Source organism: Flavobacterium agricola (assembly GCF_025919725.1).
GTDB classification, from domain to species: domain Bacteria; phylum Bacteroidota; class Bacteroidia; order Flavobacteriales; family Flavobacteriaceae; genus Flavobacterium; species Flavobacterium agricola.
Genome location: NZ_CP081495.1, coordinates 1,624,269 through 1,650,414, shown reverse-complemented (window position 1 = coordinate 1,650,414; position 26,146 = coordinate 1,624,269). Strand labels below are relative to the sequence as shown.

Sequence of the window (26,146 nt, the reverse complement as noted above, 5' to 3'; positions counted from 1 at the left end):
CAACTAAGTTTGTCTTATATCAACAAAATAGTATATTTGTCTATATAATTTTCTGAATTTATGTTAGAATTAAATGTAAACAATGAAACATCCCGGCTTAAGGCCGTTGTTTTAGGAATTGCAGACAGTAATGGGCCAACCCCAAATGAAAACGAGGCATACGATCCAAAATCTTTAGAGCATATTAAGGCCGGAACTTATCCTGTTGAAGCCGATATGAAAGTAGAAATGGATGCGTTTGATCAGGTATTAAAAAAATACAACGTTCAGGTTTTTAGACCTAAACTTATTTCAGATTACAACCAAATATTTACTCGCGATATTGGTTTTGTAATTGGTAATACGTTTGTAAAAGCAAACATATTACCCGATCGTGATCGCGAATTCGAAGCGATTCAATATATTATAGATCAAATAAAACCTGAGCATATTGCTTATCCACCAGAAGAAGTTCATATTGAAGGCGGTGACGTAATGCTTTGGAACGATCATATATTTATCGGCACCTACAAAGGCAGTGATTATAAAAATTATATTACAGCTCGTACTAATATGGCCGGTGTAGCTTACATAAAAGCTTTATTTCCGAACAAAATAGTTAAAGAATTTGATTTGGTTAAATCTAAAATCGAACCACGTGATAATGCCCTGCATTTAGATTGCTGCTTTCAGCCAGTAGGTAAAAATAAAGGAATTATTTATAAGGCCGGATTTAGAGAAGAAGCAGATTACAACTATTTAGTAAACTTATTTGGGAAAGAAAATTTGTTTCATATTCAACGTGAAGAAATGTACCACATGTTTTCTAACGTATTTTCTATTGATGAAAATGTAGTAGTGAGCGAAAAAAACTTTACCCGATTAAACAATTGGCTACGCGAACAAGGTTTTGTAGTTGAAGAAATTCCGTATGCTGAAATTTCTAAGCAAGAAGGCTTGTTACGTTGCTCAACTTTACCATTAATTAGAGAATAATGAAGCAAACAACCAATACCGTATTAATGATTCGTCCGGTTGCTTTTCGTATGAACGAGCAAACAGCCGTAAACAATTATTACCAAAAAGTTTTAGATGGAGTTTTACCAGCAACCGTAAATGCAAAAGCTCAGGCAGAATTTGATAATTTTGTTGCACAATTACGTGCTGTGGGCGTGCAAGTTATTGTGGTTGAAGATACGTTAGAACCTAATACGCCAGATAGCATCTTTCCAAACAACTGGATTTCTTTTCATCAAACAGGTGATGTAGCTTTATATCCAATGTTTGCTGAAAACAGACGTTTAGAACGTCGTGAAGATGTTTTAGATATTGTTGAGGAACACGGTTTTTATATTGAAAATGTTACTGATTATACGCTTGCTGAAGAAGCAGAAATGTATTTAGAAGGAACCGGAAGTTTAATTTTAGACAGACAAAACGGTAAAGCTTATTGTGCTTTATCTCCAAGAGCTGAAGAAGAATTGGTGATTGAATTTTGTGAAGATTTTGAAATGAATCCGGTTATTTTTGAAGCTTTTCAGACCGTTAATGGCGAACGCAAGCAAATTTATCATACCAATGTAATGATGTGCGTAGCCGAGCATTTTGCTGTTATTTGTGCAGATTGCATTGACGATAAAAAAGAACGTAAAATGGTTATTGATTGCTTAAAATCAGACGGAAAAGAAATTATTTATATTACTGAAGAACAGATTTATAGTTTTGCTGGTAATATGTTAGAAGTTCGTGGAGCAAATAACCAATCGTATTTGGTTATGAGTGAGGCTGCAAAACAATCGCTTACTCAAGCACAAATTAATCAAATAGAAAAATATGCTACAATTTTAGCTGTAAATTTAGATACAATTGAAGCTTGCGGGGGCGGTAGTGCACGCTGCATGTTGGCCGAGGTTTTTTTACCTTTAGCTGAAGATTTAGAATAAAATATAACAAAAAAGCTCGGAAATTTTCCGAGCTTTTTTATTTTGTAAATACAGTTTGTAGCATATTTAATGCACCAACGCTAATGTATTGAATTCCTAAAGCAATTACTATAAACCCCATAATTCGAGAAATAGAAACAATGCCCGAAGCGCCTAAAAGTTTAGATAAGTAATGCGAACTTCTTAAAATTAAAAATATTAAAATGCAAACGGTTAAAACAGCGGCAATTACAATGATTTTATCGGTTAATGCTGGATAATCTTGATAAAACGCAATTAGCAAGGACATAGAACCTGGTCCGGCTAACAAAGGCATTGCTAAGGGGGTTAAAGCAATATCATTTCTTTTTTGTGCATCATCGGCAACCTTTTTGTTTACCCCACGGCGTTTAGGAAAATTGCCAGAAAGTAAAGAATACCCCGAATTAACAATAATTAACCCCCCGGCAATACGTAAGGCATCCATACTAATACCAAAAAATTTCAGTAAATATTCACCAATAAAAAATGAAATAGTGAGAATAATAAATACATTGGTTGCTGCCCATATTGATATGCGGGAGCGTTCGGCCATTGAATCTTCTTGAGTTAAACCTACAAAAACCGGTATAGCTCCTAAGGGATTTAAAACCGAAAATACAGCGGCAAAAATAAAAATGAATAAATCCATACTTTTTAGGAATAATTAAATAAAAAAATAGCGTTATATTTAATAAAAAAACAGTTATGAAAACATTAGTTTTAGGTGCTTCTACCAACCCAGATCGTTACGCGTACAAAGCAATTGCAAGCTTATTAAGTTACGGACATGATGTAGTTGCTATTGGTAAAAAATCGGAAACCGTTTTAGGAATTCAGATTCAAACCCAACCCGAATTATATGCTGATATAGATACGGTAACTTTGTATGTAAACCCAACTAATCAACGCGAATATTACGATTATATTATTGCTTTAAAACCGCGTCGCGTATTATTTAATCCGGGAACCGAAAACCCCGAGTTGTTTACTTTATTAACTGAAAATGGTATTGCTTACGAGGCTGCTTGCACCTTAGTTTTATTAGCTACGCAGCAATTTTAATTTGCTTTTTGCTGCTGGTTATATACAATAAAGCAAAGGTTATTAAGCCGTTTATTAGTATTAATTCGTTATCAAAAACATAATTAAAAAATAATACTTGAGAATAATCGTTCAGCAACCAAGTTAAAATTGGCGATGCAAAACAAATGTAAGGAACCAGCTTGTCTAAAACTTGTCTGTTTTTTACAAATAATCCAAAGCCATATAATCCTAATAATGGTCCGTATGTGTAGGTTGCAATCTTAAAAATCATGCTTACTACCGATTTGTCGTTTAAAGAATTGAAAACGATTATAACTAAAAACATGGCTAATGAAAAGCCAATATGTACAGCATATCGGGTTGGAATGTTTTTAGGATCGTTCGGTTTTTTGTCCATATTTAAAAAATCGACGCAAAATGAGGTAGTTAATGCCGTTAAGGCAGAATCTGTTGTTGCAAAGGTTGCTGCAATCAATCCTAATAAAAATATGACAGATGGAATAATACTGAAATGATTAAAAGCAATTTCAGGAAAAAGTAAATCGGTGCGAATTGCTCCTGTTGCCAAATCGGTTGGTAAGGCAATGCTGTTTTTGTTGGCGTAAATGTAAAGCAAAGCTCCTACGCATAAAAATATTAAATTAATTACTACAAAAATACCCGTAAACCAAAACATGTTTTTTTGTCCTTCGCTAATATTTTTGCACGAAAGATTTTTTTGCATCAAATCCTGATCTAAACCTACCATGGCAATGGTTACAAACATACCGCCTAAAATTTGCTTTAAAAAATGGTATTTGTTGGTTATAAAATCTTCAAAGAAAAATATTTTAGAATAGTTAGATTGTTTAATGGTTTCTAGGGTTTCTATTGCAGATAAATCTAAACTTCTAGCAATAAAATAAATGGTAAATAAAACGGAACTAACCAGAAAAAAAGTTTGTAACGTATCGGTTACAATAATAGTTTTTAATCCGCCTTTGTACGTATATGCAAAAATTAAAGCTAACGAAATTAGCACGGTAACCGCAAACGGAATTTTGTAATAGTCGAAAACATAACGTTGTAAAACTAAAACAACTAAGTACAAGCGAAACGCTGACCCGATTGTGCGACTAATTAAAAAAATAAGTGCCGAGGTTTTATAGCTGTAAAAACCAAGTTTATTTTCTATATATCCATAAATAGAAGTTAAATTCATTTTATAATATAGCGGTAATAATACGGTTGCTACAACAATAAAACCAATTGCATTTCCGATTACAAACTGAAAATATTTAAATTGTTCGCCATTGGCAGAGCCAACTTCACCAGGAACAGAAATAAAAGTTACCCCGCTTAGTGCAGTACCAATCATTCCAAAAGCAATTAAATACCATTTGGCATTTTTGTTTGCGCTAAAAAATGCTGCATTGCTGCTATCTTTTTTGCTAATGATGTTAGAAACAATTATTAATACGCCAAAGTAAATAACAATGATTGATAAGATTATTGCCGGTGTCATACAATTTATATTTTAGGCAATGTAATAAAAATAGGATTAAAATTAAGAGTGAAACCTTATAAATTTGTTGCTAACAATTTAAAAGCTATATTGAAATAATTATCTTTGTTACATGGAATTTTCATCTAAACTTTTAGAAAATGCGGTGTTAGAAATGTCTAATTTACCAGGAATTGGTAAACGTACTGCCTTGCGCTTGGTTTTGCATATTTTAAAGCAGCCCATGCAAAATACAACAGCATTTACCCAAGCCATTTTAGATTTAAAAAATAACATTAAACTTTGTTCTTCGTGTCATAATATTTCAGACCATGAAGTTTGTGAAATTTGTACTAATCCAGATCGTGATCATCAAACAATTTGTGTGGTTGAAGATATTCGCGATGTAATGGCGATTGAAAATACGCGTACTTATAAAGGGATTTATCATGTATTGGGTGGAAAAATTTCTCCTATTGATGGAGTAGGACCAAGCCAATTAAAAATAACTTCCTTGCTTGAAAAAGTTAAACAAGGAACCTGTAAAGAAATCATTTTTGCTTTAAGCTCAACCATAGAAGGAGATACAACTAACTTTTACATTTACAAGCAATTAAAAGGTTTTGATGTTGAAACATCTACCATTGCCCGCGGTATCGCTATTGGTGATGAATTGGAATATGCTGACGAGGTTACCTTAGGAAGAAGTTTACTGCATAGAATACCTTTTGAAAAAACTTTAAAAAGTTTGTAAAATCTTACAGAATAAATGTATAGATTTAACGTTTAACAATCAACTGACCTCACCAAACTAACCACCAACCCATTGAAACGAATTAAATAATGAATTTTAAAAGTACTTTTTTAATACTATTTGTAGGAGCCTTGTTTGCTTCATGCATTACCCAAAAAGATTTAGTTTATTTACAAAATCCAAATAATCTAAGTGATACATCTTCTGTAGTTATTAAAGCAATACAAAGCGATGCTTATAAGCTACAAGTTAACGATCTGGTTAAAATTGATTTTAAATCGGTAAATGATAGCCGATTGGTTAAAGAATTTATAGATCAGTTTTCTTCTTCAACTTTAAATACAAATACAAATGTTGTTTCAGAAGCACAATTATATTTCAATTCTTATCAAGTTGATGATCATGGAAATATTAGAATTCCAACACTAGGAGAAATAAATGTTTTGGGTTTTACAGTGGAACAAGTTCGAAAAAAGATTGAAGATATTATTTATGCTGATTATTTTAACAAAGCAACTACCGAAATTTTTGTTAATGTTAAATTAGCTGGAATTCGATATACAATAAATGGTGAGGTAGGGAATACAGGAACTAAAGTTATCTATAATGATAAAGCAACAATTATGGATGCAATTGCTAATTCGGGTGATATCACTTTAGTTGGAGATAGAAAAGATGTTATTGTGATGCGCCAATATCCTCATGGTACTGAAATACATAGTATTAATCTTTTAGAAGTTTCAGCTATGGAATCTCCGTATTACATTCTAAAACCGAACGATTATATTTATGTAAAACCTTTAAAACAGAAAACCTTAGGTTTTGGAACTAATGGATTACAAACGCTAACAACCATTATTTCATCATTTACTTTAATGATTTCAACTTATCTATTAGTAAAAAATTTATAGTTCATTATGATTAACAAAGAAGATTTAAATTTTTTTGAAAATCAATCTCTTTTCGATTTTAAAGGGTTGTTTTTTAAAATTTTAAGCTATTGGAAATGGTTTATAGTGAGCTTACTGATAACGTTTACCATTGCATATCAAATTAATATTCGTAAAGAAAAAATTTATCGTTTGGAAACTACTATGGTAGTAAAAGATGAAAATAATTCTTTTTTTACAGGTAATACAAGTTTAGTTTTCAATTGGGGTGGAGTTTCCGATAAGGTACAAACATTAATTACAACATTAAAATCTCGTTCTCATAACGAAGTTGTTGTCGATCAGCTTAATTATTATATTAATTATTTAGAACAAGGCAAATATGGCTTAATTGATGCTTATGGGCGTGTGCCTTTTTCAATTACAATAAATAAAAATGCACCACAAATAACAGGAAATGTTTTAAAGATTAAATTTATTGATGCTTCTTATTACGAATTACAAGTTTTATTTGAAGAATCAAGTGTAAATGCAATTGTTTATGCAACAAACTCGATAGAAAATATATATGTTTCTGTAGGTGAATTTACCCAAAAATTTCCAGTTTCTTCACCAATAAAACTTCCTTTTGCAAACTTTACTCTTAATTTAAAACCAGACGCAAATAATTACATAGGTAAAGAATACTATGTTAGTTTTTCAAGTTTCGATGCAACTGTGGCAGGATATAGAGGTATTTCAGTCGGAACAGAAATGACTGCTCCTTCTGTAATTACATTAGCATTACATGGTACAAATAAAAATAGGTTAGTTGATTATTTAAATGAAACTGTAAATGTTCTAAAAGATAGGCAGTTAAAGCAAAAAAATCAATTTGCTAGTAATACTATCAGCTTTATTGATAGCACATTGATGGCAATGGAAACCAGCTTGAAGTTGTCTGAAAATGAATTAAATCAATTCCGGGAAGGAAAAAGTATTCAAAGCTTAACCGAAGATGGTGCATCTGTTTCAACTAGGTTATTAAGTTATGATGTTGAGAAAGATATTTTAAATAGAAAAATAGCTTATTATAATACGTTGCAAAAGTATTTAAAAAACAATCAAGATTATTCAAAACTTCCTGCTCCAACGGTTGCTGGAATTGAAGATCCTAATATTGTATCTAATGTGACTCAATTAATAGCTTTGTCTAAAGAACGTTCAGAAATTGCTTATTCGTTAAAAAATAATAAAATGTTTGAGCGTTTTGACAACGAAATGGAAGCTTACAAAAACGTTTTGTTAGTAAATATTGAATCTGCTAAAAAGGCGGTTGAGTTTGATTTAAGTGCCATCAATCAAAAAATTGCTAATACCGAAGATGCAGCTCGTGATTTACCAAAACAACAACAAGAATTATTGAAGATAACTCGTAAATACGATTTGAATAAAAATATTTACGATACATTCTTGCAGAAAAAGGCTGAAGCCAATATTGTTAAAGCATCTAACGTTTCAGATATTCAATTTATAGATACTGCTAAAGATATCGGTGGTGGTTTGGTCGGTCCTAAAACTAGTGTAAATTACGTAATAGCATTAATAGTTGGTTTATTAGTTCCGTTTTTAATTGCTTTTGTAAGTGTTTTGTTAGATAATACCATATCTAATATTGATGATATTAAAAACTTAACCAAAATTCCAATCATTGGATTAGTTGGTTTAAAAAATACAGATTCTAATTTATCTGTTTTTGAAAAACCAAAATCTCCTTTGGCCGAATCATTCCGTTCAATACGTTCTTCTTTACAATTTATGTACACCAAGTCGGGTATTGAAGGAAGTAAGGTTGTTATGTTAACATCTTCAGTGAGTGGTGAAGGTAAAACGTTTTGTTCTATAAACTTAGCAACTGTTTTTGCGCTAAGCGGAAAAAAAACAATTATTGTAGGATTAGACTTGCGTAAACCAAAAATATTTGGAGATTTTAATTTAAAAAACACAAATGGAGTTGTAAATTATTTAATTGGACAAAAACAATTGGATGAGATTATAGAATCTACCGAATTACCTAATTTAGATGTTATTATTTCAGGACCAATTCCGCCTAACCCTTCTGAATTAATTTTAAACGAGCGTTTAAGTTTGTTAATAGAAGAGCTTAAAAAAACGTACGATTTTATAATTTTAGATACCCCGCCTATTGGTTTGGTTTCAGATGCCTTAGAATTAATTAAATATACAGATGCTGTTATTTATGTAGCACGCCAAGGTTATACTAAAAAGAACATGATTGCTATTATTAACGAAAAAGCCATGCGTGGTGAAATAGTTAATGCATCAATTTTACTTAATGGGTATGATAATAGAAATAATTACGGCTATGGCTATGGCTATGGCTATGGCTATGGCTATGGCTATGGAAGTTACGGAAATGGTTATACCGAACAAGATGTGCCTAAAACTTTTACTCAACGTTTAAAAGATAATTTCTTTAAAAAACGTAAAAAGCATAAAAAATAAATTTTGAAACAAACGTTACTAATTACTGGTGGAGCTGGTTTTATTGGTTCCAATCTTTGTGAATATTTCTTATCTAAAAACTACCAAGTAGTTTGTTTAGATAATTTTTCTACCGGGCATCGTTACAACATCAATCACTTATTTGAATATGAAGCTTTTAAGTTGATAGAAGGTGATATTCGCGATTATAAAACTTGTATAGAAGCTGTTTCAGGAGTAGATTATGTTTTGCATCAAGCTGCATTAGGATCTGTTCCGCGCTCTATAGCCGATCCAATCACAACAAATGAGGTAAATGTTTCTGGTTTTCTTAATGTTTTGATGGCAGCTAAAGAAGCTAAAGTAAAACGCTTTATTTATGCAGCAAGTTCATCAACTTATGGTGATGCAGATAAATTACCCAAAGTTGAACACGAAATCGGCATGCCGTTATCGCCATATGCCGTTACAAAATATGTAAATGAATTATATGCCGATGTTTTTGCAAAAACTTACGGATTAAATTGTATCGGGTTGCGTTATTTTAATGTGTTTGGCAAGCGTCAAGATCCAGAAGGAGCTTATGCAGCTGTAATTCCTAAATTCGTGCAGCAACTAATGGCCTATCAAAGCCCTGTAATTAATGGCGATGGTAGTTTTTCTCGTGATTTTACTTACATAGATAATGTGATTAAAATGAACGAGTTAGCTTTAACAACTACAAATCCCGAAGCATTAAATACCGTGTATAATACGGCTTATGGTGAGCAAACAAGTTTGAAAGAATTATTTTTATATTTAAGAAAATATTTAGCAAAATTTGATGCGAAAATTGCCGAAGTTCCTGTAATTTTCGGCCCAGAAAGACAAGGTGATATTCCGCATTCTTTAGCTAGCATAGCAAAAGCTAAAAAATTATTAAACTATGAGCCTAAATATAACATGCAAGCCGGATTGCAAGAAGCAATTACTTGGTATTGGAATAATTTAAAAAAACATGATTAAAAATATTTGTTGCATCGGTGCAGGTTATGTTGGTGGTCCGACTATGGCAGTAATTGCCAAACAATGTCCCGAAATAAAAGTTACGGTTGTTGATGTAAATCAGCAACGCATTAATGCGTGGAATGATGCTGATTTAAACAACCTTCCGGTTTACGAGCCCGGATTGGCAGATATTGTACAAGAAGCTCGTGGTCGAAATTTATTTTTTTCAACCGAAGTAGATCAAGCTATTGATCAGGCAGATATGATTTTTATATCGGTAAATACGCCTACCAAAACTTACGGAATAGGTAAAGGTAAAGCTGCCGATTTAAAATATATAGAACTTTGCGCACGTCAAATTGCTCGTGTAGCAAAAACAGATAAAATAATTGTAGAAAAATCTACTTTACCGGTTCGAACAGCATCTGCTATTCGCGATATATTAGATAATACCGGAAATAAAGTAAAGTTTCAAATTCTTTCAAACCCTGAGTTTTTGGCTGAAGGAACAGCGATTTCTGATTTGCTAAATCCAGACCGAGTTTTAATCGGTGGAAATCCAGAAACCGAAGAAGGTCAAGCAGCAATTAATGTTTTAACAGAAATTTATGCACGTTGGGTACCAGAAAATCGTATTTTAACAACAAATGTTTGGTCGTCAGAACTTTCAAAGCTTACAGCAAATGCATTTTTAGCGCAACGCGTTTCCTCAATTAACGCTATGTCAGAAATTTGTGAAAAAACAGGTGCTGATATTGATGAGGTTGCACAAGCCATTGGTTTAGATTCTCGTATTGGTTCTAAGTTTTTAAAAGCGTCGGTTGGTTTTGGTGGATCTTGTTTTCAAAAAGATATTTTAAACTTGGTTTATATCGCAAGTTCTTACGGATTAGATCAGGTGGCAGATTACTGGGAGCAAGTAATTATCATGAACGATTATCAAAAATCGCGTTTTGCTAATAACATTATTACTACTTTGTATAATACCATTTCTGGTAAAAAAATAGCTTTTTTAGGTTGGGCATTTAAAAAAGACACTAACGATACGCGCGAATCAGCTGCTATTTATGTAGCCGATTATTTGTTAAACGAACAAGCCGAATTGGCAGTTTACGATCCAAAAGTTAGCGAGCAGCAAGTTTTAACCGATTTAAATTACTTAAATACGCGTTCAGAACAAGAAAATGTCAATTTAATATCTTTTAATTCTTGCCCGTACGAAAATTGTAAAGATGCGCATGCCATTGCAGTTTTAACCGAATGGGATGAATTTAAAACGTACGATTGGCAAAGAATTTATGACAATATGCTAAAACCAGCTTTTGTGTTTGATGGACGAAACATTTTAAACGAAAAAGAATTAACTAAAATTGGTTTTAAATACCAAGGAATAGGAAAATAGATGGATATAAAAATTGCAATAATAGGTTTAGGTTATGTAGGATTACCATTAGCAAGATTGTTTGCTACAAAATACCCTGTGGTAGGATTTGACATAAATAAACAAAGAATTCTAGATTTAAATCAAGGAAATGATTTTACCAAAGAAGTTTCAAACGAACTTTTAAAATCAGTACTTAAAACAGAAAATACAAATGAGGTTGGCTTGTTCAATTCCCACGAAAGTAAAGATCTAGAAAGTTGCAATTATTATATTATTACCGTTCCTACGCCTGTAGATAAGCACAATCGTCCCGATTTAACTCCGCTTTACAAATCAAGCGAAACGGTGGGTAAGGCGCTTAAAAAAGATGATATTGTAATTTACGAATCAACCGTTTATCCCGGTGTTACGGAAGAAGATTGTGTTCCGGTTCTCGAAAAGTTTTCTGGTTTAACCTTTAATCAAGATTTTTTTGTAGGTTATTCGCCAGAACGTATTAATCCTGGAGATAAAGAACATACCGTTGAAAAAATACTAAAAGTAACTTCAGGATCAACACCAGAAGTTGGTAAAAAAGTAGATAATTTATACAAATCTGTAATTATAGCTGGTACGCATTTAGCACCAACTATTAAAGTTGCTGAAGCTGCTAAAGTGATCGAAAATTCGCAACGTGATATCAATATTGCTTTTGTAAATGAGCTATCTAAAATATTTAATTTATTAGCAATTGATACGCACGATGTGCTTGCTGCTGCCGGAACAAAATGGAACTTTTTGCCGCCGTTTAAACCCGGATTAGTTGGCGGGCATTGTATTGGAGTAGACCCGTATTATTTGGCTCAAAAAGCGCAAGAAAAAGGATATCATCCAGAAATTATTTTGGCTGGTCGTCGTTTAAACGATTCTATGGGCGAATATGTAGCTTCGCAAATTGTTAAAACCATGATTAAAAAAGGAATCAGTATTAATGGATCTAAAATTTTAATCTTGGGTATTACCTTTAAAGAAAATTGTCCAGATGTTCGCAATACAAAAATTGTTGATGTGGTTGCTGCGTTAAAAGATTACGGTATTGAAGTTGTGGTTTACGATCCGTGGGCAAACCCGAATGAAGTTATGCATGAATATCAAATTCAATCGGTTACCGAAAAACCTACCGAGTTGTTTGATGCTATTGTTTTAGGCGTTTCGCATCAAGAATTTTTAAATCTCGATTTCAAGCCACTAAAAAAAGAAAAAGCTATTGTTTACGACGTAAAAGGCGTTTTACCTTTGCAAGTTGTAGATGCTAGATTATAAAATAAAGCTTGTTAGTTTCTGCTAACAAGCTTTTTACTTTTATTTGTATTAGCTGCTAATTAGGGCTTTTTATCCGAAGTTATTTCTTATATTTAACATAAATTAACAGTATTGCAAACGTTCTTTTTTACACCATTAAATTTTGTTTTCGCTTGTCCAAACGCATTTTTGATCTTATTTTTTCGCTTGTATTTTTAGGGCTTATTTGGCCCTTTTTGTGTTTGGCTTGGTTATTTGCCGCTATTGATACACAGTCAAACGGAATTTTTACGCAAACGCGAATTGGTCAGTATGGTAAACCATTCAAAATTTACAAATTACGAACTATAAAATGGATTGATGGGCAAGCACAAATTTCTGAAATAGGTAAATTATTACGTAAATATAAGTTTGATGAGTTGCCGCAGTTTATAAATATTTTAAAAGGTGATATGAGCGTAGTTGGGCCAAGGCCTGATATTCCGGGATATTATGATAAACTTACAGGAAACGATAAAAAGGTTTTGTTGCTAAAACCAGGATTAACCTCTGAAGCCGCAATAAAATATAAAAACGAAGAAATGCTTTTGCAACAACAAACTAATCCTTTGGTGTATAACGATACGGTGTTGTTTCCTGACAAAGTACAACTTAACCTGAACTATTTACAAAAACAATCGTTTAAAGTAGATATGCAAATTATTTTAGCAACCCTAAAATCCTACATCAAGCAATGAAATCAAAAATATGGCTTTCTTCGCCACATATGGGTGGGGCAGAATTAGAATACGTGCATCAAGCTTTTTCTGAAAATTGGATTGCACCTTTGGGCCCCAACGTTACTGGTTTTGAAAAGGATTTAGAACAATTTTTAAAAACAGAAAAAAAAGTTGCAGCTTTATCATCAGGAACCGCAGCTTTGCATTTGGCATTGATTTTGGCTGGTGTTAAACCAAATGATGAGGTTATTTGCCAAAGCTTAACTTTTTCGGCTTCTGCTAATCCAATAACTTATTTGGGGGCTAAACCGGTGTTTGTAGATAGCGAAGCTTTAACTTTTAATATTTGTCCAGAAGCTTTAAAACAAGCAATTGTAGATCGGATTCGTAACGGTAAAAAACCGAAAGCTGTTGTTGCAGTGCATTTGTACGGAATGCCTTTTCAAATTACTAAAATAACAGCTATTTGTAAGCAATACGATATGGTTTTGATTGAAGATGCAGCCGAAGCTTTAGGAAGTTGTTACAAAAATCAAGCTTGCGGTACTTTTGGAGATTTTACTGCGTTATCGTTTAATGGCAATAAAATTATTACCACATCGGGCGGTGGGGCGCTGGTTGCAGCAGCTGCAGAAACGCAGAAAGCAGTTTTTTTAGCAACCCAAGCTCGAGATGAAGCGCCGCATTACCAACATTCGCAAATTGGTTACAATTACAGAATGAGTAATATTTGTGCCGGAATTGGCCGTGGGCAAATGCAAGTTTTAAACCAATATGTAAGTAAGCGCCGCGCGGTGCATCAATTTTATAAATCAATTTTGCAAAATGTAAAAGGCGTTTCTTTTCAAAACGAGCCCGATGCAACTTATTTTTCAAATTATTGGTTAACCGCTATTTTAATTGATGCTGCAGTTTGTGGTAAATCAGCAAACGATTTACGATTGGCTTTAGAAAACGAAAATATAGAAGCGCGCCCCGTTTGGAAACCCATGCATTTGCAACCCATTTTTGCTGATGCGCCTTATTATGGCAATAAAGTTGCCGAAAAATTGTTTACCACTGGGTTGTGCTTGCCTTCGGGATCTAATTTAACAACCTCAGATTTAGAAAGAATTAAAAAAGTACTTGTTGCTTTTTTTGAAATAGAAACCGAAAGTTAAATATGTTTTTATCTAAAAACGCATCTAAAATAAATAAAAAACAAGTTTTGTTGTTGGATTTGGGTACCCTAACCATTTGGTTTGGGCTCAGTTTTGCTTTGTTTTATTTTATCGGTTTTGCCTTTTTACCTTTCTTTTCGTTTTGTGTTTACCTTATTTTCGCTGCTTTCGCTTTATTAGCTACAAAATCATCTGTTATTTCACGCAACATATTTCAGAATGCATTAAAAATAGGAATCGCTTTAAGCACAACATTTGTTGCAACAGCTTTAGTTTCCTGGTTTTTTGTTGCCCCATCTGAATTGAGCTTGATTTGCTTGCTGTTGTTTTATTTGTCGGTTTTAAACTTTATTTCATTATTACTTTTTAGATCTGCATTTTTAGCACAGATAAATGATAAAAATAATGCGGTTATTCGAGTTTTACTTTACGGTTGTGATGCAATAGCTATAAATACAGCAACTTTTTTAAAAACTAATTTGCAACAACCGTACAAAGTTGTTGGTTATGTAAGTTCGGATTCTGCAATTACGAATACAGACCAAAAACTTCCGGTTTATAAAACAATTTCGGCTATTCCATTTCATTTAATTGATGTTGTTGTAATTCCTAAAACTGCATCAAATCAATCAAAAATTAATGAGTTAGTTGATGCTGCGCTTAGTCATAAAATAAAAGTTTTATCTTCATATCAACCCGCATCATCTTCAAAAAATAAAGCAACTTTTGTATTGCAGCCTTTTTCTGTCATTGATTTATTAGGGCGTGATGTGCTTGATTTTGATCAAGAAAATATTTTAAAAAGCATAAAAAATAAGGTTGTTTTAATTTCGGGAGCTGCCGGTTCTATAGGTAGTGAATTGGCTAAACAAGTCATTTTATATCAACCCAAACAATTAATTTTGCTAGATTTTGCAGAAAGTGCGTTACATGATTTGTTTATTGAAATGGAGTTTATTGCTGCACCCAATGTTGTTTTTCCTGTAATTGGAGATATTCGCGATTTAAAATTTTTACATAAACTTTTTAATACTTATAAGCCGCAACTGCTATTTCACGCTGCTGCATATAAACATGTACCTTTAATGCAAGCAAATCCGTTTCAAGCCGTTCAAACAAACGTTTTTGGAACAAAAAACTTAGCAGATTTAAGTGTTCAATTTGAGATTGAAAAATTTGTATTTATATCTACCGATAAAGCTGTTAATCCAAGCAGTATTATGGGGGCAAGCAAACGTATTGCAGAACAATATCTTCAACTATTAAATCAGCAAAAAAATTCGCAGTTCATTATTACTCGATTTGGAAACGTTTTAGGTTCTAACGGATCGGTTGTGCCGTTGTTTGAAAAACAAATTGCTAAAGGCGGTCCGGTTACAGTAACGCATCAAGATGTAATTCGTTATTTTATGACGTTGTCTGAAGCTTGTTTGTTGGTGCTTGAAGCAAGCGCTTTAGGTAAAGGCGGTGAGGTTTTTTTGTTTGATATGGGAGAACCAGTTAAAATTATAGATTTGGCTCACAAAATGATTCTTTTAGCTGGATATGAACCTGAACGTGAAATTAAAATGCAATTTATAGGTTTACGTCCGGGAGAAAAATTATTTGAAGAATTACACACCGTAACAAGTAAAACAGAAACAACTTATCACGCCAAAATTACCATTGCAAAGGAAACTTGGAATTTAGATAAATTGCTGCATGAAATGCAAGATTTAGAGCATGTTTTATATCAAAAATCAGATATTGAGCTGGTTGAACAAATGCAAAAAATGGTTCCTGAATTTGAATTGCAACACAATATTACATGTTGTAAATAAACTATTTTAAAAGATAATAATTATTTGCCATTACGCTGCTTAAGCCCGAATGGTGTTTTAATTTTATTTTGTCATGCAAGGCTTTGCAGTGCATTTTGTGATGCAAATCGCTGCCTGTAAAATCGTACAAATTTCGTTTAAGTAATTCGTCTGCCATTTTCATTACATCAGGACCGTAATAACCTACTAAAGAAAGTAAGTTGAGCTGTAATTTTACACCGCTTTTGCGAATGGCTTCAAAAACTTCTGGGTGATTGTTAAAATAGCTGTATCTTTCAGGATGTGCCAAAATGGGCTGATAACCGTTAAGTTGAATTTCAAAAAAAATGTTTTGATAGTTTAATGGAACATTAAAGTAAGAAAATTCTACCAAAATATGATTGTCCTTATAGGTTAGTACTTGCTTGTTTTCCAGCAAGGTTAGAAAAGAATCGTCTAACAAATATTCTGAGGCAACCTTAAAATTACTTTTTGTAAGTAAATCTGGTATAATATTGTTTAATTCTTCACGTTTCTTTACTATAATTTCTGGTGAATTATTCCAAATATGAGTTGATGTATGTGGTGTTGAAATGATGTTTTTTGTGCCAATTTCTAATAGAGTATTTATTAACAAAGCACTATCTTCAGGATTTTTAGCGCCATCGTCAATATTATGCATAATGTGCGAATGAATATCGGTATATTCAGTCGGAACATAATCAGAAATATATTTAGATTTTGAAAAGAAATTTAACATTTTTTTATTGCTAATATAATAAAATCACTACGTTTACAATTAAGATGTTCATAAAAAATAATTGCATTCGTTTTAGATTTTCTATTACATAACTATGAATTTTTTAAAAAATTATATACGTACCAATTTTTCCAACTTTACTTTTTTTTATAGCATTCTTAAGGCAAGAATTTTTATAGTAATTGTATTAAGTATTTTAACCGGAATTTTAGATTCGATCGGTTTAACCATGTTTTTACCTTTATTGCAATTAGCAGATGGAGGTAACCAAATTGATTTAGGTAATTTGAGTTTTATAACTGATTTTTTAACTTATTGCAATATAAAACTAACCATTTCTAAAGCTTTAGTATTTTTATTACTTGTTTTTCTTGTTAAAGGATTTGTGGTTTATAAAACCAATGTGTATAAACTATTGTCTCAACATTTGTTAGCTGAAAAAATACGTTTAAAAATTGTGGAACAATTTTCCACTTTTCAATACAAGCAATTTGTAAAAACAGATATTGGTAAAATTCAAAATATTTTTTTAAGTGAAATTGCACGTTTAACAGCAACTTTTTCAAATTATATCTCAATGATTCAGGGAATTATCATGATAACTATTTATCTGATTTTTTCGTTTATGGTTGATTGGCAATTTGCATTATTGGTTTGCTTAGGTGGTGTTTTTTCAGATTTTGTATTTAAACGCATTAACAAATTAACAAAAGAAAAATCTAAAGATATTTCTTCGATAAACAATCGTTTTGCAAATGCTTTAATACAATATGTAAATAATTTTAAATATTTAAAAGCTACTGGTAAAATACAAGATTATAAAGAACGCGTTAAAAATGCAATTGCCGATATGCATCAAGTAAACATTGCTATGGGCGTTTTAAATGCTAAAGTAAGTTCGTTTAGAGAACCTTTATTAATTGGTATTGTTGTTTGTGTTATTTTGTTGCAAATCAGATTGTTTAGTGCATCTATTTCTGATATTTTGATTAGTTTATTGTTTTTTTATAGAGCTTTAACTTCTATCGTTACTGTTCAAAATAACTATAACAATGCTATAGCAAACCAAGGCGCAATTGATAATATTCAAAGTTTTTTTAAAGAATTAGACAGTGCTTCTGAAGCCATTTCCAACAACCTGTTTCATGGATTTAATACTGCTATTCAGTTAAAAAATATTTTTTTTAACTACGATGATGTGAATGTTTTACAAAATGTAACAATTGAAATTCCTAAAAATCAATCTATAGCATTAGTAGGAGAGAGTGGAAGTGGTAAAACAACTTTGGTTAATATTTTAACGCAGTTGTTACCTTGCGAACAAGGTGAGTTTACTATTGACGGGGTTGATATTCGAGATTATAATGCGTTTACTTATCAAAAATATATTGGCTATATTTCTCAGGAATCTACTATTTTTAATGATACCATTTATAACAATGTTACATTTTGGGCACCTAAAACACCAGAAAACATAAAGAATTTTAAAGATGCCCTTAAACGAGCTGCTATTTTTGACTTTGTTTGGAGCTTAAAAAAGAAGGAAGAAACTTTATTAGGAAATAACGGAATAAATTTATCTGGTGGGCAACGTCAGCGAATTTCTATTGCTCGAGAATTGTTTAAAGATGTACAAATATTGATTTTTGACGAGGCAACATCGGCATTAGATTCTGAAACCGAACAAGAAATACAAAAAAGTATTGATGAACTTAAAGGACAATTAACCCTTGTGTCTATAGCGCACCGATTAGCCACTATAAAAAATGCAGATGTAATTTATGTATTAGATAAAGGACAAGTTGTTGAATATGGAAGCTTCGATGATTTAGCTAAATCATCTGTCCGGTTTAAAAAAATGGTTGAACTTCAAGAAATTTAATTATGATTCCAGTTACTAAACCTTTTCTTCCTCCTCAAGAAGAATTTCAAAAATATTTAAATGGGATTTGGCAGCGCCAATGGTTAACGAATATGGGACCATTAGCAAGCCAGTTAGAAATGGAACTTAAAGATTATTTAAAAGTAAAGCATTTACTTTTTGTTACCAATGGTACCATTGCTATACAAATGGCTTTAAAGGCATTAGATATTGCTGGAGAAGTTATAACAACCCCTTTTTCTTTTGTAGCCACAACCAGTACCATTGTTTGGGAAGGATGTACTCCTGTTTTTGTTGATATAGATCCGAAAAGCTTAAATATTGATGCATCTAAAATTGAAGCCGCTATTACACCAAAAACCCAAGCGATTTTAGCTACACATGTTTACGGAAATCCGTGCGATGTTGAAGCTATTGCTATTATTGCAAAAAAACATAATTTAAAAGTAATCTATGATGGTGCTCATGCTTTTGGAGTAGAAGTAAACGGAAAATCTGTGTTTGAATATGGAGATGTTTCTACCTGTTCTTTGCACGCTACAAAATTATTTCATAGTACCGAAGGCGGTTTAATAATTACCAAAGATGCAAATTTGTTAGCTAAATTGGCTAAAATTAGAAATTTTGGAATAGCGGGCTTTGAATCTTTTTCTCAACTAGGGATTAATGGAAAAAACTCTGAATTTCATGCAGCCATGGGGCTAGCCAACCTAAAATATATAAAACAAATTGTTGAAAAAAGATTAATGTTAACTGCTTGTTACGAGCAAAATTTGACAAGTTTTAAAGCCCGTAGGCCATTATGGCATAAAGCATCTCAAAACAACGGAGCTTATTTTGCATTGGTTTTAGAAAGCGAGTCACTATTGCTTAAAGTAAAACAAGCGTTAGATACCTCCGAAATTTTTACTCGTCGTTATTTTTATCCTTCATTGGCATCTAGCTTGCCTTATGTTGATTCTGTAGTAATGCCTGAAACTGATGCAATTGCTAAACGCGTATTATGTTTACCTTTATTTTATGAGCTGACAGAAGAAGAGGTTAAAATGATTTGTAGATTATTATTACGAATACAAAATAATTAAAAAATGTTAATAGTAGGTGCAAAAGGATTTGCAAAAGAAGTTTTAGAAGTATGTCACCAAAATAATGATTTACATAACTTGGTGTTTTATGATGATGTAAATAAAGATGTTGGAAATATTTTGTTTAATAGATTTCCGGTTTTAAAAAATCTATCAGAAGCAGAGAATTATTTTAAAACTATTGATACAAGGTTTACAATAGGAATTGGGAATCCAAATTTACGTAATGAATTAGCTATAAAATTTAAAAAAATAGGAGGAACATTTAGCACTATTGTTGCTAATACTGCTTCTATTGGAAGTTTTGATGTTGAAATTTGCGAAGGGTGTAATATTATGCAAAAAGTTGTGATTACAAATAGCGTTAAACTTGGAATTGGAGTTCTTGTAAATCAATTGACATCAATTGGGCATGATGTGATTATTGGAGATTTTGTTGAGGTTTGCCCAAGTGTTTCTATTTCAGGTAATTGTGTTGTAGGTTCAAATTCATTTATTGGCACAAGTGCTGTGGTTTTACCAAATATTAAAATTGGCAAAAATGTTACAATAGGAGCTGGTGCTGTTGTTACTAAAGATATTCCTGATAATTGTGTTGCTATAGGAATTCCTGCTAAAATTTTGATAAAATAATGTTTAAAATTCTTCATATTCACACGGATCCCAAATTTTTTTTTGATACATTATCATATGTAGATGATAGGGTAGACAATTCAATTATATATGTAGGCACTGAAAATTATCTAATAAAAAATAAACTCGATAAACTTAATATTAATTATTTAATTTATTCTCCTGAAGTTGCGGTTAATTCAATCTTAAAAGACATAACTGATTTTGATGCAGTTGTTTTAAATGAGTTTTGTAAAATAAAAACTCAAATAGTGAGTATGGCTTCTCCTGAAAATAAATTTTACTTACGTTTATTCGGTTATGAATTATATCAACGCAACCTTCATCGTTACTTACATAGTAAATCTATAAAATACCGTTTTCCCATTTTTGTCAAAGATAATGATGTAAAGAAATATCTTAAATCAAAATTAAAAAGAGTGTTAAAATTAGATTTTAGGTATAATGAGCAAGAGCAAGTTGATTTATATAAAAAATTAAATTCTGTATTTCTGTTTTCTGAAGAAGAGTACAACGAATTGAATACATTTTTTTATTTGCCTAAATATATACAGCTCCCTTTATATCCTTTTCCAGTTAACATAAAAAGTAAAAAAGGAACTATAATTGTTGGAAATAGTAAACATCTCTGGAATAATCATTTAGAGATATTTGATATTATTAAAGGAACAAACCCTGAAATATTTTTATTTTATAATTATGGTCCTGAAAACGGGTATACAAAACAGGTTGAAAAGGAAGGGGGGAAAATAAAGAATCTTATTTGGCAAAAAGACTTTTTAGAGTTAGATGAGTTTAATATGATATACAGTACGGCAAGTGCATTGGTTATAAATAGTTATAGACAACATGCTTTAGGAAATATATTTACAGCAATTATGTCAGGATGTAAAATATATTTAAACCCTAAAAGTCCAACTTTTAAATGGTTAATTAATGAAGGAGCGATTATTAGTTCTGTATATATTTTAAAAACCGACATATTAAAAAATAACATTGGTTTGACAGATATAGAAATGCAACACAATATTAACATATATAACAAGATGAGGATAAACTATAATTCATCAAATTTTATAACAAATATAATGAGTTGTAATAGTTAGACTTTATTGTTTAATAATTTTTATGCTATAACAAAAAACTTAAAATTACTTGTTGCCTGATAGAGTAGAACAGCACTAGTATTTAGTGTCTTTTTATATTTAACAACAAGTTACGACATAATTAATAATAAATTAGATTTTGTATTAAATGAAGGAATCAAAGGTTATGTGTTTTTTACATTTCAATAGGCCAAAATAATGTAAATATAAAAAAATTATGCTTAAACTAGTTGTTGTTAAAGATAAATAATATATAAATTAAGATAAATAATGAACAGTCAACCCTTGGTTAGTATAATAATTCCAACATATAATCGAGAAGATTTAATACTAGAAACATTAGAAAGTGTTAGAAGACAGACTTATGAAAACTGGGAATGTATAATTGTTGATGATGGTAGTACTGATGACACAATGGATATTGTATTAAATTATATAAAAAAAGACAGTAGATTTCAGGTTCATAAACGTCCAGATTTTCATAAACCAGGGGGAAACGGGGCACGTAATTATGGATTCTTACTTTCAAAAGGGGAGTATATTAATTTTTTAGATAGTGATGATTTAATATCAGCAAATAAAATTAGCGAACAAATTTTAAATTTAGGACAGGATGATAACACAATAGCTATTTGTCGATGGAAAAAGTTTGTGACTGATGTTAATGAAGACGATGTTATTAGAGATTATACTTTTTATAGAGATTATGAAGATTCTAACTTAATCTTTGAGGATTTTGGTGTTTCTAAATCATTTTTGGTAGCCCATTGCTATCTTGTTTCTAGAGCTATACTTATAAAATCAGGTTTATGGAATGAATTTTTAAACGTGAATCAAGATGGTGAATTTTTTACTCGTGTTATATTAAATTCAAAAAAAATATCTTTTTGTGAAAATACAATTGTATATTATAGAGCAACTCCTAATTCAAAAAGTAAAGGTAATTCAGAATATAAGGTTTTACATAGAATTATCTCATGGAAATTGATTGAAAATTATATAGAATTAGCTGGGCTACATAACTCATCTTATTTAAATTATGGTAAGGAAGTGCTGTTTCATTCTATAAATAAAAAATATAAAAATATATTATATAGCAATAGTTCTTTTTTTTATAAACAGATAAAAGAGAGGCAGGTCAATCGATTTAGAGCAGGGTTTATAAAACAAACAATTATAAATAGTCTTTTTAATATTAAAAATAGGAGTAAATGATATTAGATATTATTGCTGGGGCAAGACCCAATTTTATTAAAATAGCTGCTGTTATTCATGCGATTAATGAAAGGAATAAAAAAGGTTATATTATAAAATATAGGTTAATACATACGGGGCAACATTATGATAAAAATATGAGTGAAAATTTTTTTACTCAATTAAATATTCCTAAACCCCAAATAAATTTAAATGCTGGAGGAGGAACGCAAGCTGAACAAACAGGAGCAATTATGCTTGGTTACGAAAAGTTATTGTCTACCACATTTGTTCCTAACATTTGTATTGTAGTTGGTGATGTGACTTCTACTATGGCATGTGCCATTGTCGCTAAAAAAGCATTATGTAAAGTTGCGCATATTGAGGCTGGTATACGATCTAATGATTTATCAATGCCTGAAGAAATTAATCGATTAGTTACAGATAGTATTACGGATTACTTTTTTACTACAACTTTAACCGCTAGCAATAATTTAAATGTACAAGGCGTAGCAGCAAAAAATATTTTTTTTGTTGGAAATACTATGATAGATACGTTAATGAATTTTAGAAATAAGCTTTCTAAACCAAAATTTTGGAATGAGCTTAAACTCGAAAAAAAGAAGTTCTTACTTTTAACTATACATCGCCCTAATAACGTTGATGATAAAATGAGAATTAAACAATATCTGCAAGTGATTTTAGACAACTCTAAAGATTATAAGATTGTTTTTCCAGTTCATCCGCGAACAAAACAAATAATACACACTTTAAATATAGAGTCAAATCGCCTGTTTTTTGTTGAGCCACAGGGCTACTTACAATTTAATTATCTTGCTCAGCATGCTTTTGCCGTTATAACTGATTCTGGTGGTGTAACAGAAGAAACGACCTATATGGGAGTGCCTTGTTTGACACTTCGTGATAATACTGAACGACCTGAAACTATTACAATAGGTACTAATGAACTTATAGGTACAACCCCTGAAAGTTTAATGCCTTATTTACAAAAATTGTTTGACGGACAATGGAAAAAGGGTGCGATTCCTGAAAAATGGGATGGGAAAGCAGGAGAAAGAATTGTAAGTAAATTATTAGAAATTAATAAGAATGAGAAATATTTTAGTTGTTTGTGAGGACCTTAGAATTAATAACAGCTCTGCAGGAATTGGCAGAAGTAAAATAATTAATACCCTTGCTGAAGTTGCAAATAAAATTGATGTAATAACTATTGATAATTTTAATTATCCTATTACATGGCTTCCAAATAACGTTAAGATTACTAAAATTACCCCAATAAAGTCTAAAAGATATTTTTGGGATAATATACCCAAAATTAAAAATTTTTATAATTATTCTAAAGGCTATTCCAAAAATGAACATGACATTATTTCTGCATACAAAACTGAAATTTTTAAGCATGTAAATGATTTTAAATATGATTTTATTTATCTTTTAGGCTCTGGAAGTTCTTTTTTACCTTATTTTATTTTTCCTTCTAATAAAATTAAGATCCCTTATGTGGTTAATATTCATGATCCCTACCCAATGCACCTTTATCCCAAGCCTTATAAGAAAAAAAAGCATATTTTTTATCTGCATCAACAAATAAATTTTAACAAAGTATTGAAAGGTGCATATAAAATAACCTTACCATCAAAGCTGCTGTTAAATGATTTAGCAAAATCATATTCATCGATTTATAGTAAAGGTGTAGTACTTCCCCATATCGGGACTGATTTGATTGGATTACAGGGGCAAGAAACAGATGATATTGTGAAATTACCAAAGAATAAAATAAATATTATTCATGCAGGTAATTTATTAGGACCTCGAAATCCTATGTATTTAATCCAAGCTATTAATGAATTAAACAACGAAGTTGTTGATTTTAAAAATAATGTGCAATTTACTTTTTTTGGCACTTTTAATAAAGCTCATAAAAAATTAATTGAAGAAACTAATATTTCAAATATAATTTTTAATGAGCAAAGAGTAACATATAAAAAAAGTATTGAATTAACTAAACAAGCGGATGCTAATTTAGTTATTGAAGCCATAGCTGATTACAGTCCTTTTTTACCTGGTAAAGTTGCAGACATTGCTTTTTGTAATAGTACTATAATTGCTTTAACCCCTAAAGTATCTGAAGTAAATAGAGTACTTGGAAATGATTATCCATATTCAGCAGAATTAGATAAAGTTTATGATATAAAAAAAGTGTTATTACCTTTTTTAATAATTATAAAAAAGGTAATAAAGAATTACTAAATAGTATAGAGCTAGCCAAATATGTTTCTAAAAGTAAAAATATAGAGGTCCTTAATACAATATTCAATAATAAAGTATAAAACTTTTACTTATAATAAATAGTTGTTTTATGAAATTTATATATGATAACAATAATAACCACTTTTAAAAATCGAGAATTAGAAAGAGTAAATAAACATTTAGAATCATTAACCAAACAGATTAATAAAAATTTTAAAATTGTTTTTATTGATTATGGTTCGGATATACCTTTAAATATTTCTAATAATAATCAACTTCAATATTTTTATTTAGAAGTTAAAAATCAGCCTTTTAATAAGTCAAAAGCTATTAATTATGTAATTAAAAATATAGTTGATACTAAATTTATTTTTATTGCCGATGTTGATATGATTTTTGCTCCTAATTTCATTGATAAATGTTATGAGCTATCATTAGAATATCAAGCTTTTTATTTTCAAGTAGCCTATTTAAAGCCTAAAATTAGTGATTGTAAAAATATTTTTAATCCAATTAATTTTAGTAATCTATCTAATGAATCTGCAACAGGCATGATGTTCTTTAAAACTAAAGATATAGTTAGGTTAGGGGGGTATGATGAGTTTATGCACTTTTATGGAGCAGAAGACACAGATGTGTTTTTACGACTAAAAAAAATAGGAATAAATGCTTATTTTTATAATGAAAATAATGTGCTTATGGCTCATCAATGGCATAAAAAATTCATAGAATCTTATACAAAAAAAATATCGCAACATTTACAGTTGTCTGAAGTTTGGAGATTGAATCAAATTAAAAAGAATAATAATCGAGATTGCGATATAATTAATGTTAACGGTGATAATTGGGGAAATATTCACAGTAATGATCATCTAAAAGTTAATTTTGTCGAAGTTTTTACATATACTGAATATATTGATTTTTGGCTGTTTTATAAGATTCATAATTTAAATAAAGGACAAGAAATCGCACTTGTTTTTAGGGAACCTATTGAAGATAGTTTTTTAAAAAAATATTTTAAAAAAATTCTTAATATCTCTACAAAAAGATTTTATACACTTAAACAGGTTAATGACTTACTATTATTACAAATTATATCTCATCTGCATAATAACCCATACAGCATTAAATTAAATAAAACTTGTGATCAAATAGTTTTTAGAATGCAAAAGATATAATATCAATATTGTACATATCTTATAATTTCAAGTGTATATTAAGCAAATATTTAAAGAAAAATAAATAATAGTTATTAAGTACGAAAAGTGCATTCGAGAACTTTAGGGA

23 protein-coding genes are annotated in these 26,146 nt (G+C 30.8%); 20 read left to right on the top strand and 3 right to left on the bottom strand.

Annotated elements, in window-relative coordinates:
- Nucleotides 1–60: 60 nt before the first annotated feature.
- The gene (locus K5I29_RS08250; RefSeq protein ID WP_264432365.1) at nt 61–975 is read left to right on the top strand and encodes a dimethylarginine dimethylaminohydrolase family protein; all 915 of its coding nucleotides are present in this window, start codon (nt 61–63) and stop codon (nt 973–975) included.
- Nucleotides 975–1,922 carry a citrulline utilization hydrolase CtlX gene (ctlX, locus tag K5I29_RS08245; RefSeq protein ID WP_264432363.1) on the top strand — a complete coding sequence of 316 codons (948 nt, stop codon included), beginning with the start codon at nt 975–977 and terminating at the stop codon, nt 1,920–1,922. Before K5I29_RS08250 ends, ctlX begins: the two co-directional genes overlap by 1 nt.
- A 37-nt stretch (nt 1,923–1,959) precedes the next feature.
- Here ctlX and K5I29_RS08240 read toward each other — a convergent pair whose 3' ends face one another.
- Nucleotides 1,960–2,592, bottom strand: a complete 633-nt coding sequence (locus tag K5I29_RS08240) for a MarC family protein (protein ID WP_264432360.1) — start codon at nt 2,590–2,592, stop codon at nt 1,960–1,962.
- 56 nt (nt 2,593–2,648) lie between these two features.
- Here K5I29_RS08240 and K5I29_RS08235 point away from each other — a divergent pair, with 56 nt between their 5' ends.
- Nucleotides 2,649–3,005: a CoA-binding protein gene (locus K5I29_RS08235; RefSeq protein WP_264432357.1), complete on the top strand. Its 357-nt coding sequence runs from the start codon at nt 2,649–2,651 to the stop codon at nt 3,003–3,005.
- Here the strand turns inward: K5I29_RS08235 and K5I29_RS08230 are convergent.
- Nucleotides 2,989–4,491 carry a sodium:solute symporter gene (locus tag K5I29_RS08230; protein WP_264432355.1) on the bottom strand — a complete coding sequence of 501 codons (1,503 nt, stop codon included), beginning with the start codon at nt 4,489–4,491 and terminating at the stop codon, nt 2,989–2,991. The genes K5I29_RS08235 and K5I29_RS08230 overlap by 17 nt on opposite strands.
- Before the next feature lie 112 nt (nt 4,492–4,603).
- On the opposite strand from K5I29_RS08230, the gene recR reads away from it, so the two are divergent.
- From recR to K5I29_RS08185, 9 genes are all read left to right on the top strand, one after another.
- Nucleotides 4,604–5,224 carry a recombination mediator RecR gene (recR, locus tag K5I29_RS08225; RefSeq protein WP_264432353.1) on the top strand — a complete coding sequence of 207 codons (621 nt, stop codon included), beginning with the start codon at nt 4,604–4,606 and terminating at the stop codon, nt 5,222–5,224.
- An 89-nt stretch (nt 5,225–5,313) separates the two neighbouring features.
- Nucleotides 5,314–6,135: a polysaccharide biosynthesis/export family protein gene (locus K5I29_RS08220; RefSeq protein WP_264432351.1), complete on the top strand. Its 822-nt coding sequence runs from the start codon at nt 5,314–5,316 to the stop codon at nt 6,133–6,135.
- 6 nt (nt 6,136–6,141) lie between these two features.
- Nucleotides 6,142–8,619 (top strand): polysaccharide biosynthesis tyrosine autokinase, encoded by a 2,478-nt coding sequence (locus K5I29_RS08215; RefSeq protein ID WP_264432348.1) that lies wholly within the window; start codon nt 6,142–6,144, stop codon nt 8,617–8,619.
- Between the two features lie 3 nt (nt 8,620–8,622).
- A complete protein-coding gene (locus tag K5I29_RS08210; protein ID WP_394358556.1) occupies nt 8,623–9,603 on the top strand; it encodes an SDR family oxidoreductase in 981 nt (326 codons plus the stop codon).
- A complete protein-coding gene (locus K5I29_RS08205; RefSeq protein ID WP_264432345.1) occupies nt 9,596–10,987 on the top strand; it encodes a UDP-glucose 6-dehydrogenase in 1,392 nt (463 codons plus the stop codon). The genes K5I29_RS08210 and K5I29_RS08205 overlap by 8 nt, the downstream gene beginning before the upstream one ends.
- On the top strand, nt 10,988–12,271 hold the full coding sequence (locus K5I29_RS08200) for a nucleotide sugar dehydrogenase (protein WP_264432343.1): 1,284 nt from the start codon (nt 10,988–10,990) through the stop codon (nt 12,269–12,271).
- A gap of 152 nt (nt 12,272–12,423) precedes the next feature.
- Nucleotides 12,424–12,987, top strand: a complete 564-nt coding sequence (locus K5I29_RS08195) for a sugar transferase (protein ID WP_264432341.1) — start codon at nt 12,424–12,426, stop codon at nt 12,985–12,987.
- The gene (locus tag K5I29_RS08190) at nt 12,984–14,129 is read left to right on the top strand and encodes a DegT/DnrJ/EryC1/StrS family aminotransferase (RefSeq protein WP_264432339.1); all 1,146 of its coding nucleotides are present in this window, start codon (nt 12,984–12,986) and stop codon (nt 14,127–14,129) included. Before K5I29_RS08195 ends, K5I29_RS08190 begins: the two co-directional genes overlap by 4 nt.
- A gap of 2 nt (nt 14,130–14,131) precedes the next feature.
- Nucleotides 14,132–15,949, top strand: coding sequence for a polysaccharide biosynthesis protein (locus tag K5I29_RS08185; RefSeq protein ID WP_264432336.1), 1,818 nt, complete (start codon nt 14,132–14,134; stop codon nt 15,947–15,949).
- A gap of 1 nt (nt 15,950) precedes the next feature.
- On the opposite strand, the gene K5I29_RS08180 is transcribed toward K5I29_RS08185, so the two are convergent.
- Nucleotides 15,951–16,688, bottom strand: a complete 738-nt coding sequence (locus K5I29_RS08180; protein ID WP_264432334.1) for a tyrosine-protein phosphatase — start codon at nt 16,686–16,688, stop codon at nt 15,951–15,953.
- A gap of 94 nt (nt 16,689–16,782) precedes the next feature.
- Here K5I29_RS08180 and K5I29_RS08175 point away from each other — a divergent pair, with 94 nt between their 5' ends.
- The 8 genes from K5I29_RS08175 (at nt 16,783) to K5I29_RS08140 (ending at nt 26,037) form a co-directional block, all read left to right on the top strand.
- On the top strand, nt 16,783–18,570 hold the full coding sequence (locus K5I29_RS08175) for an ABC transporter ATP-binding protein (protein WP_264432333.1): 1,788 nt from the start codon (nt 16,783–16,785) through the stop codon (nt 18,568–18,570).
- 2 nt (nt 18,571–18,572) lie between these two features.
- The gene (locus K5I29_RS08170; RefSeq protein ID WP_264432331.1) at nt 18,573–19,655 is read left to right on the top strand and encodes a DegT/DnrJ/EryC1/StrS family aminotransferase; all 1,083 of its coding nucleotides are present in this window, start codon (nt 18,573–18,575) and stop codon (nt 19,653–19,655) included.
- A 3-nt stretch (nt 19,656–19,658) separates the two neighbouring features.
- Nucleotides 19,659–20,288, top strand: coding sequence for an acetyltransferase (locus K5I29_RS08165; protein WP_264432329.1), 630 nt, complete (start codon nt 19,659–19,661; stop codon nt 20,286–20,288).
- Nucleotides 20,288–21,394 carry a hypothetical protein gene (locus K5I29_RS08160; RefSeq protein WP_264432328.1) on the top strand — a complete coding sequence of 369 codons (1,107 nt, stop codon included), beginning with the start codon at nt 20,288–20,290 and terminating at the stop codon, nt 21,392–21,394. The genes K5I29_RS08165 and K5I29_RS08160 overlap by 1 nt, the downstream gene beginning before the upstream one ends.
- Before the next feature lie 270 nt (nt 21,395–21,664).
- A complete protein-coding gene (locus tag K5I29_RS08155; protein ID WP_264432326.1) occupies nt 21,665–22,609 on the top strand; it encodes a glycosyltransferase family 2 protein in 945 nt (314 codons plus the stop codon).
- Nucleotides 22,606–23,724 carry a non-hydrolyzing UDP-N-acetylglucosamine 2-epimerase gene (gene wecB, locus K5I29_RS08150; protein WP_264432324.1) on the top strand — a complete coding sequence of 373 codons (1,119 nt, stop codon included), beginning with the start codon at nt 22,606–22,608 and terminating at the stop codon, nt 23,722–23,724. Before K5I29_RS08155 ends, wecB begins: the two co-directional genes overlap by 4 nt.
- Nucleotides 23,699–24,859 carry a glycosyltransferase family protein gene (locus K5I29_RS08145; protein WP_264432321.1) on the top strand — a complete coding sequence of 387 codons (1,161 nt, stop codon included), beginning with the start codon at nt 23,699–23,701 and terminating at the stop codon, nt 24,857–24,859. Before wecB ends, K5I29_RS08145 begins: the two co-directional genes overlap by 26 nt.
- A gap of 122 nt (nt 24,860–24,981) precedes the next feature.
- Nucleotides 24,982–26,037 carry a glycosyltransferase family 2 protein gene (locus tag K5I29_RS08140; protein ID WP_264432318.1) on the top strand — a complete coding sequence of 352 codons (1,056 nt, stop codon included), beginning with the start codon at nt 24,982–24,984 and terminating at the stop codon, nt 26,035–26,037.
- Nucleotides 26,038–26,146 lie beyond the last annotated feature (109 nt).

What these genes read in the sequence shown, in the direction of transcription:
- K5I29_RS08250 (WP_264432365.1), top strand. Translation starts at nt 61, where the DNA reads ATGTTAGAATTAAATGTAAACAATGAAACATCCCGGCTTAAGGCCGTT.
- ctlX (WP_264432363.1), top strand. Translation starts at nt 975, where the DNA reads ATGAAGCAAACAACCAATACCGTATTAATGATTCGTCCGGTTGCTTTT.
- K5I29_RS08240 (WP_264432360.1), bottom strand. Translation starts at nt 2,592, where the DNA reads ATGGATTTATTCATTTTTATTTTTGCCGCTGTATTTTCGGTTTTAAAT.
- K5I29_RS08235 (WP_264432357.1), top strand. Translation starts at nt 2,649, where the DNA reads ATGAAAACATTAGTTTTAGGTGCTTCTACCAACCCAGATCGTTACGCG.
- K5I29_RS08230 (WP_264432355.1), bottom strand. Translation starts at nt 4,491, where the DNA reads ATGACACCGGCAATAATCTTATCAATCATTGTTATTTACTTTGGCGTA.
- recR (WP_264432353.1), top strand. Translation starts at nt 4,604, where the DNA reads ATGGAATTTTCATCTAAACTTTTAGAAAATGCGGTGTTAGAAATGTCT.
- K5I29_RS08220 (WP_264432351.1), top strand. Translation starts at nt 5,314, where the DNA reads ATGAATTTTAAAAGTACTTTTTTAATACTATTTGTAGGAGCCTTGTTT.
- K5I29_RS08215 (WP_264432348.1), top strand. Translation starts at nt 6,142, where the DNA reads ATGATTAACAAAGAAGATTTAAATTTTTTTGAAAATCAATCTCTTTTC.
- K5I29_RS08205 (WP_264432345.1), top strand. Translation starts at nt 9,596, where the DNA reads ATGATTAAAAATATTTGTTGCATCGGTGCAGGTTATGTTGGTGGTCCG.
- K5I29_RS08200 (WP_264432343.1), top strand. Translation starts at nt 10,988, where the DNA reads ATGGATATAAAAATTGCAATAATAGGTTTAGGTTATGTAGGATTACCA.
- K5I29_RS08190 (WP_264432339.1), top strand. Translation starts at nt 12,984, where the DNA reads ATGAAATCAAAAATATGGCTTTCTTCGCCACATATGGGTGGGGCAGAA.
- K5I29_RS08185 (WP_264432336.1), top strand. Translation starts at nt 14,132, where the DNA reads ATGTTTTTATCTAAAAACGCATCTAAAATAAATAAAAAACAAGTTTTG.
- K5I29_RS08180 (WP_264432334.1), bottom strand. Translation starts at nt 16,688, where the DNA reads ATGTTAAATTTCTTTTCAAAATCTAAATATATTTCTGATTATGTTCCG.
- K5I29_RS08175 (WP_264432333.1), top strand. Translation starts at nt 16,783, where the DNA reads ATGAATTTTTTAAAAAATTATATACGTACCAATTTTTCCAACTTTACT.
- K5I29_RS08170 (WP_264432331.1), top strand. Translation starts at nt 18,573, where the DNA reads ATGATTCCAGTTACTAAACCTTTTCTTCCTCCTCAAGAAGAATTTCAA.
- K5I29_RS08165 (WP_264432329.1), top strand. Translation starts at nt 19,659, where the DNA reads ATGTTAATAGTAGGTGCAAAAGGATTTGCAAAAGAAGTTTTAGAAGTA.
- K5I29_RS08160 (WP_264432328.1), top strand. Translation starts at nt 20,288, where the DNA reads ATGTTTAAAATTCTTCATATTCACACGGATCCCAAATTTTTTTTTGAT.
- K5I29_RS08155 (WP_264432326.1), top strand. Translation starts at nt 21,665, where the DNA reads ATGAACAGTCAACCCTTGGTTAGTATAATAATTCCAACATATAATCGA.
- wecB (WP_264432324.1), top strand. Translation starts at nt 22,606, where the DNA reads ATGATATTAGATATTATTGCTGGGGCAAGACCCAATTTTATTAAAATA.
- K5I29_RS08145 (WP_264432321.1), top strand. Translation starts at nt 23,699, where the DNA reads ATGAGAAATATTTTAGTTGTTTGTGAGGACCTTAGAATTAATAACAGC.
- K5I29_RS08140 (WP_264432318.1), top strand. Translation starts at nt 24,982, where the DNA reads ATGATAACAATAATAACCACTTTTAAAAATCGAGAATTAGAAAGAGTA.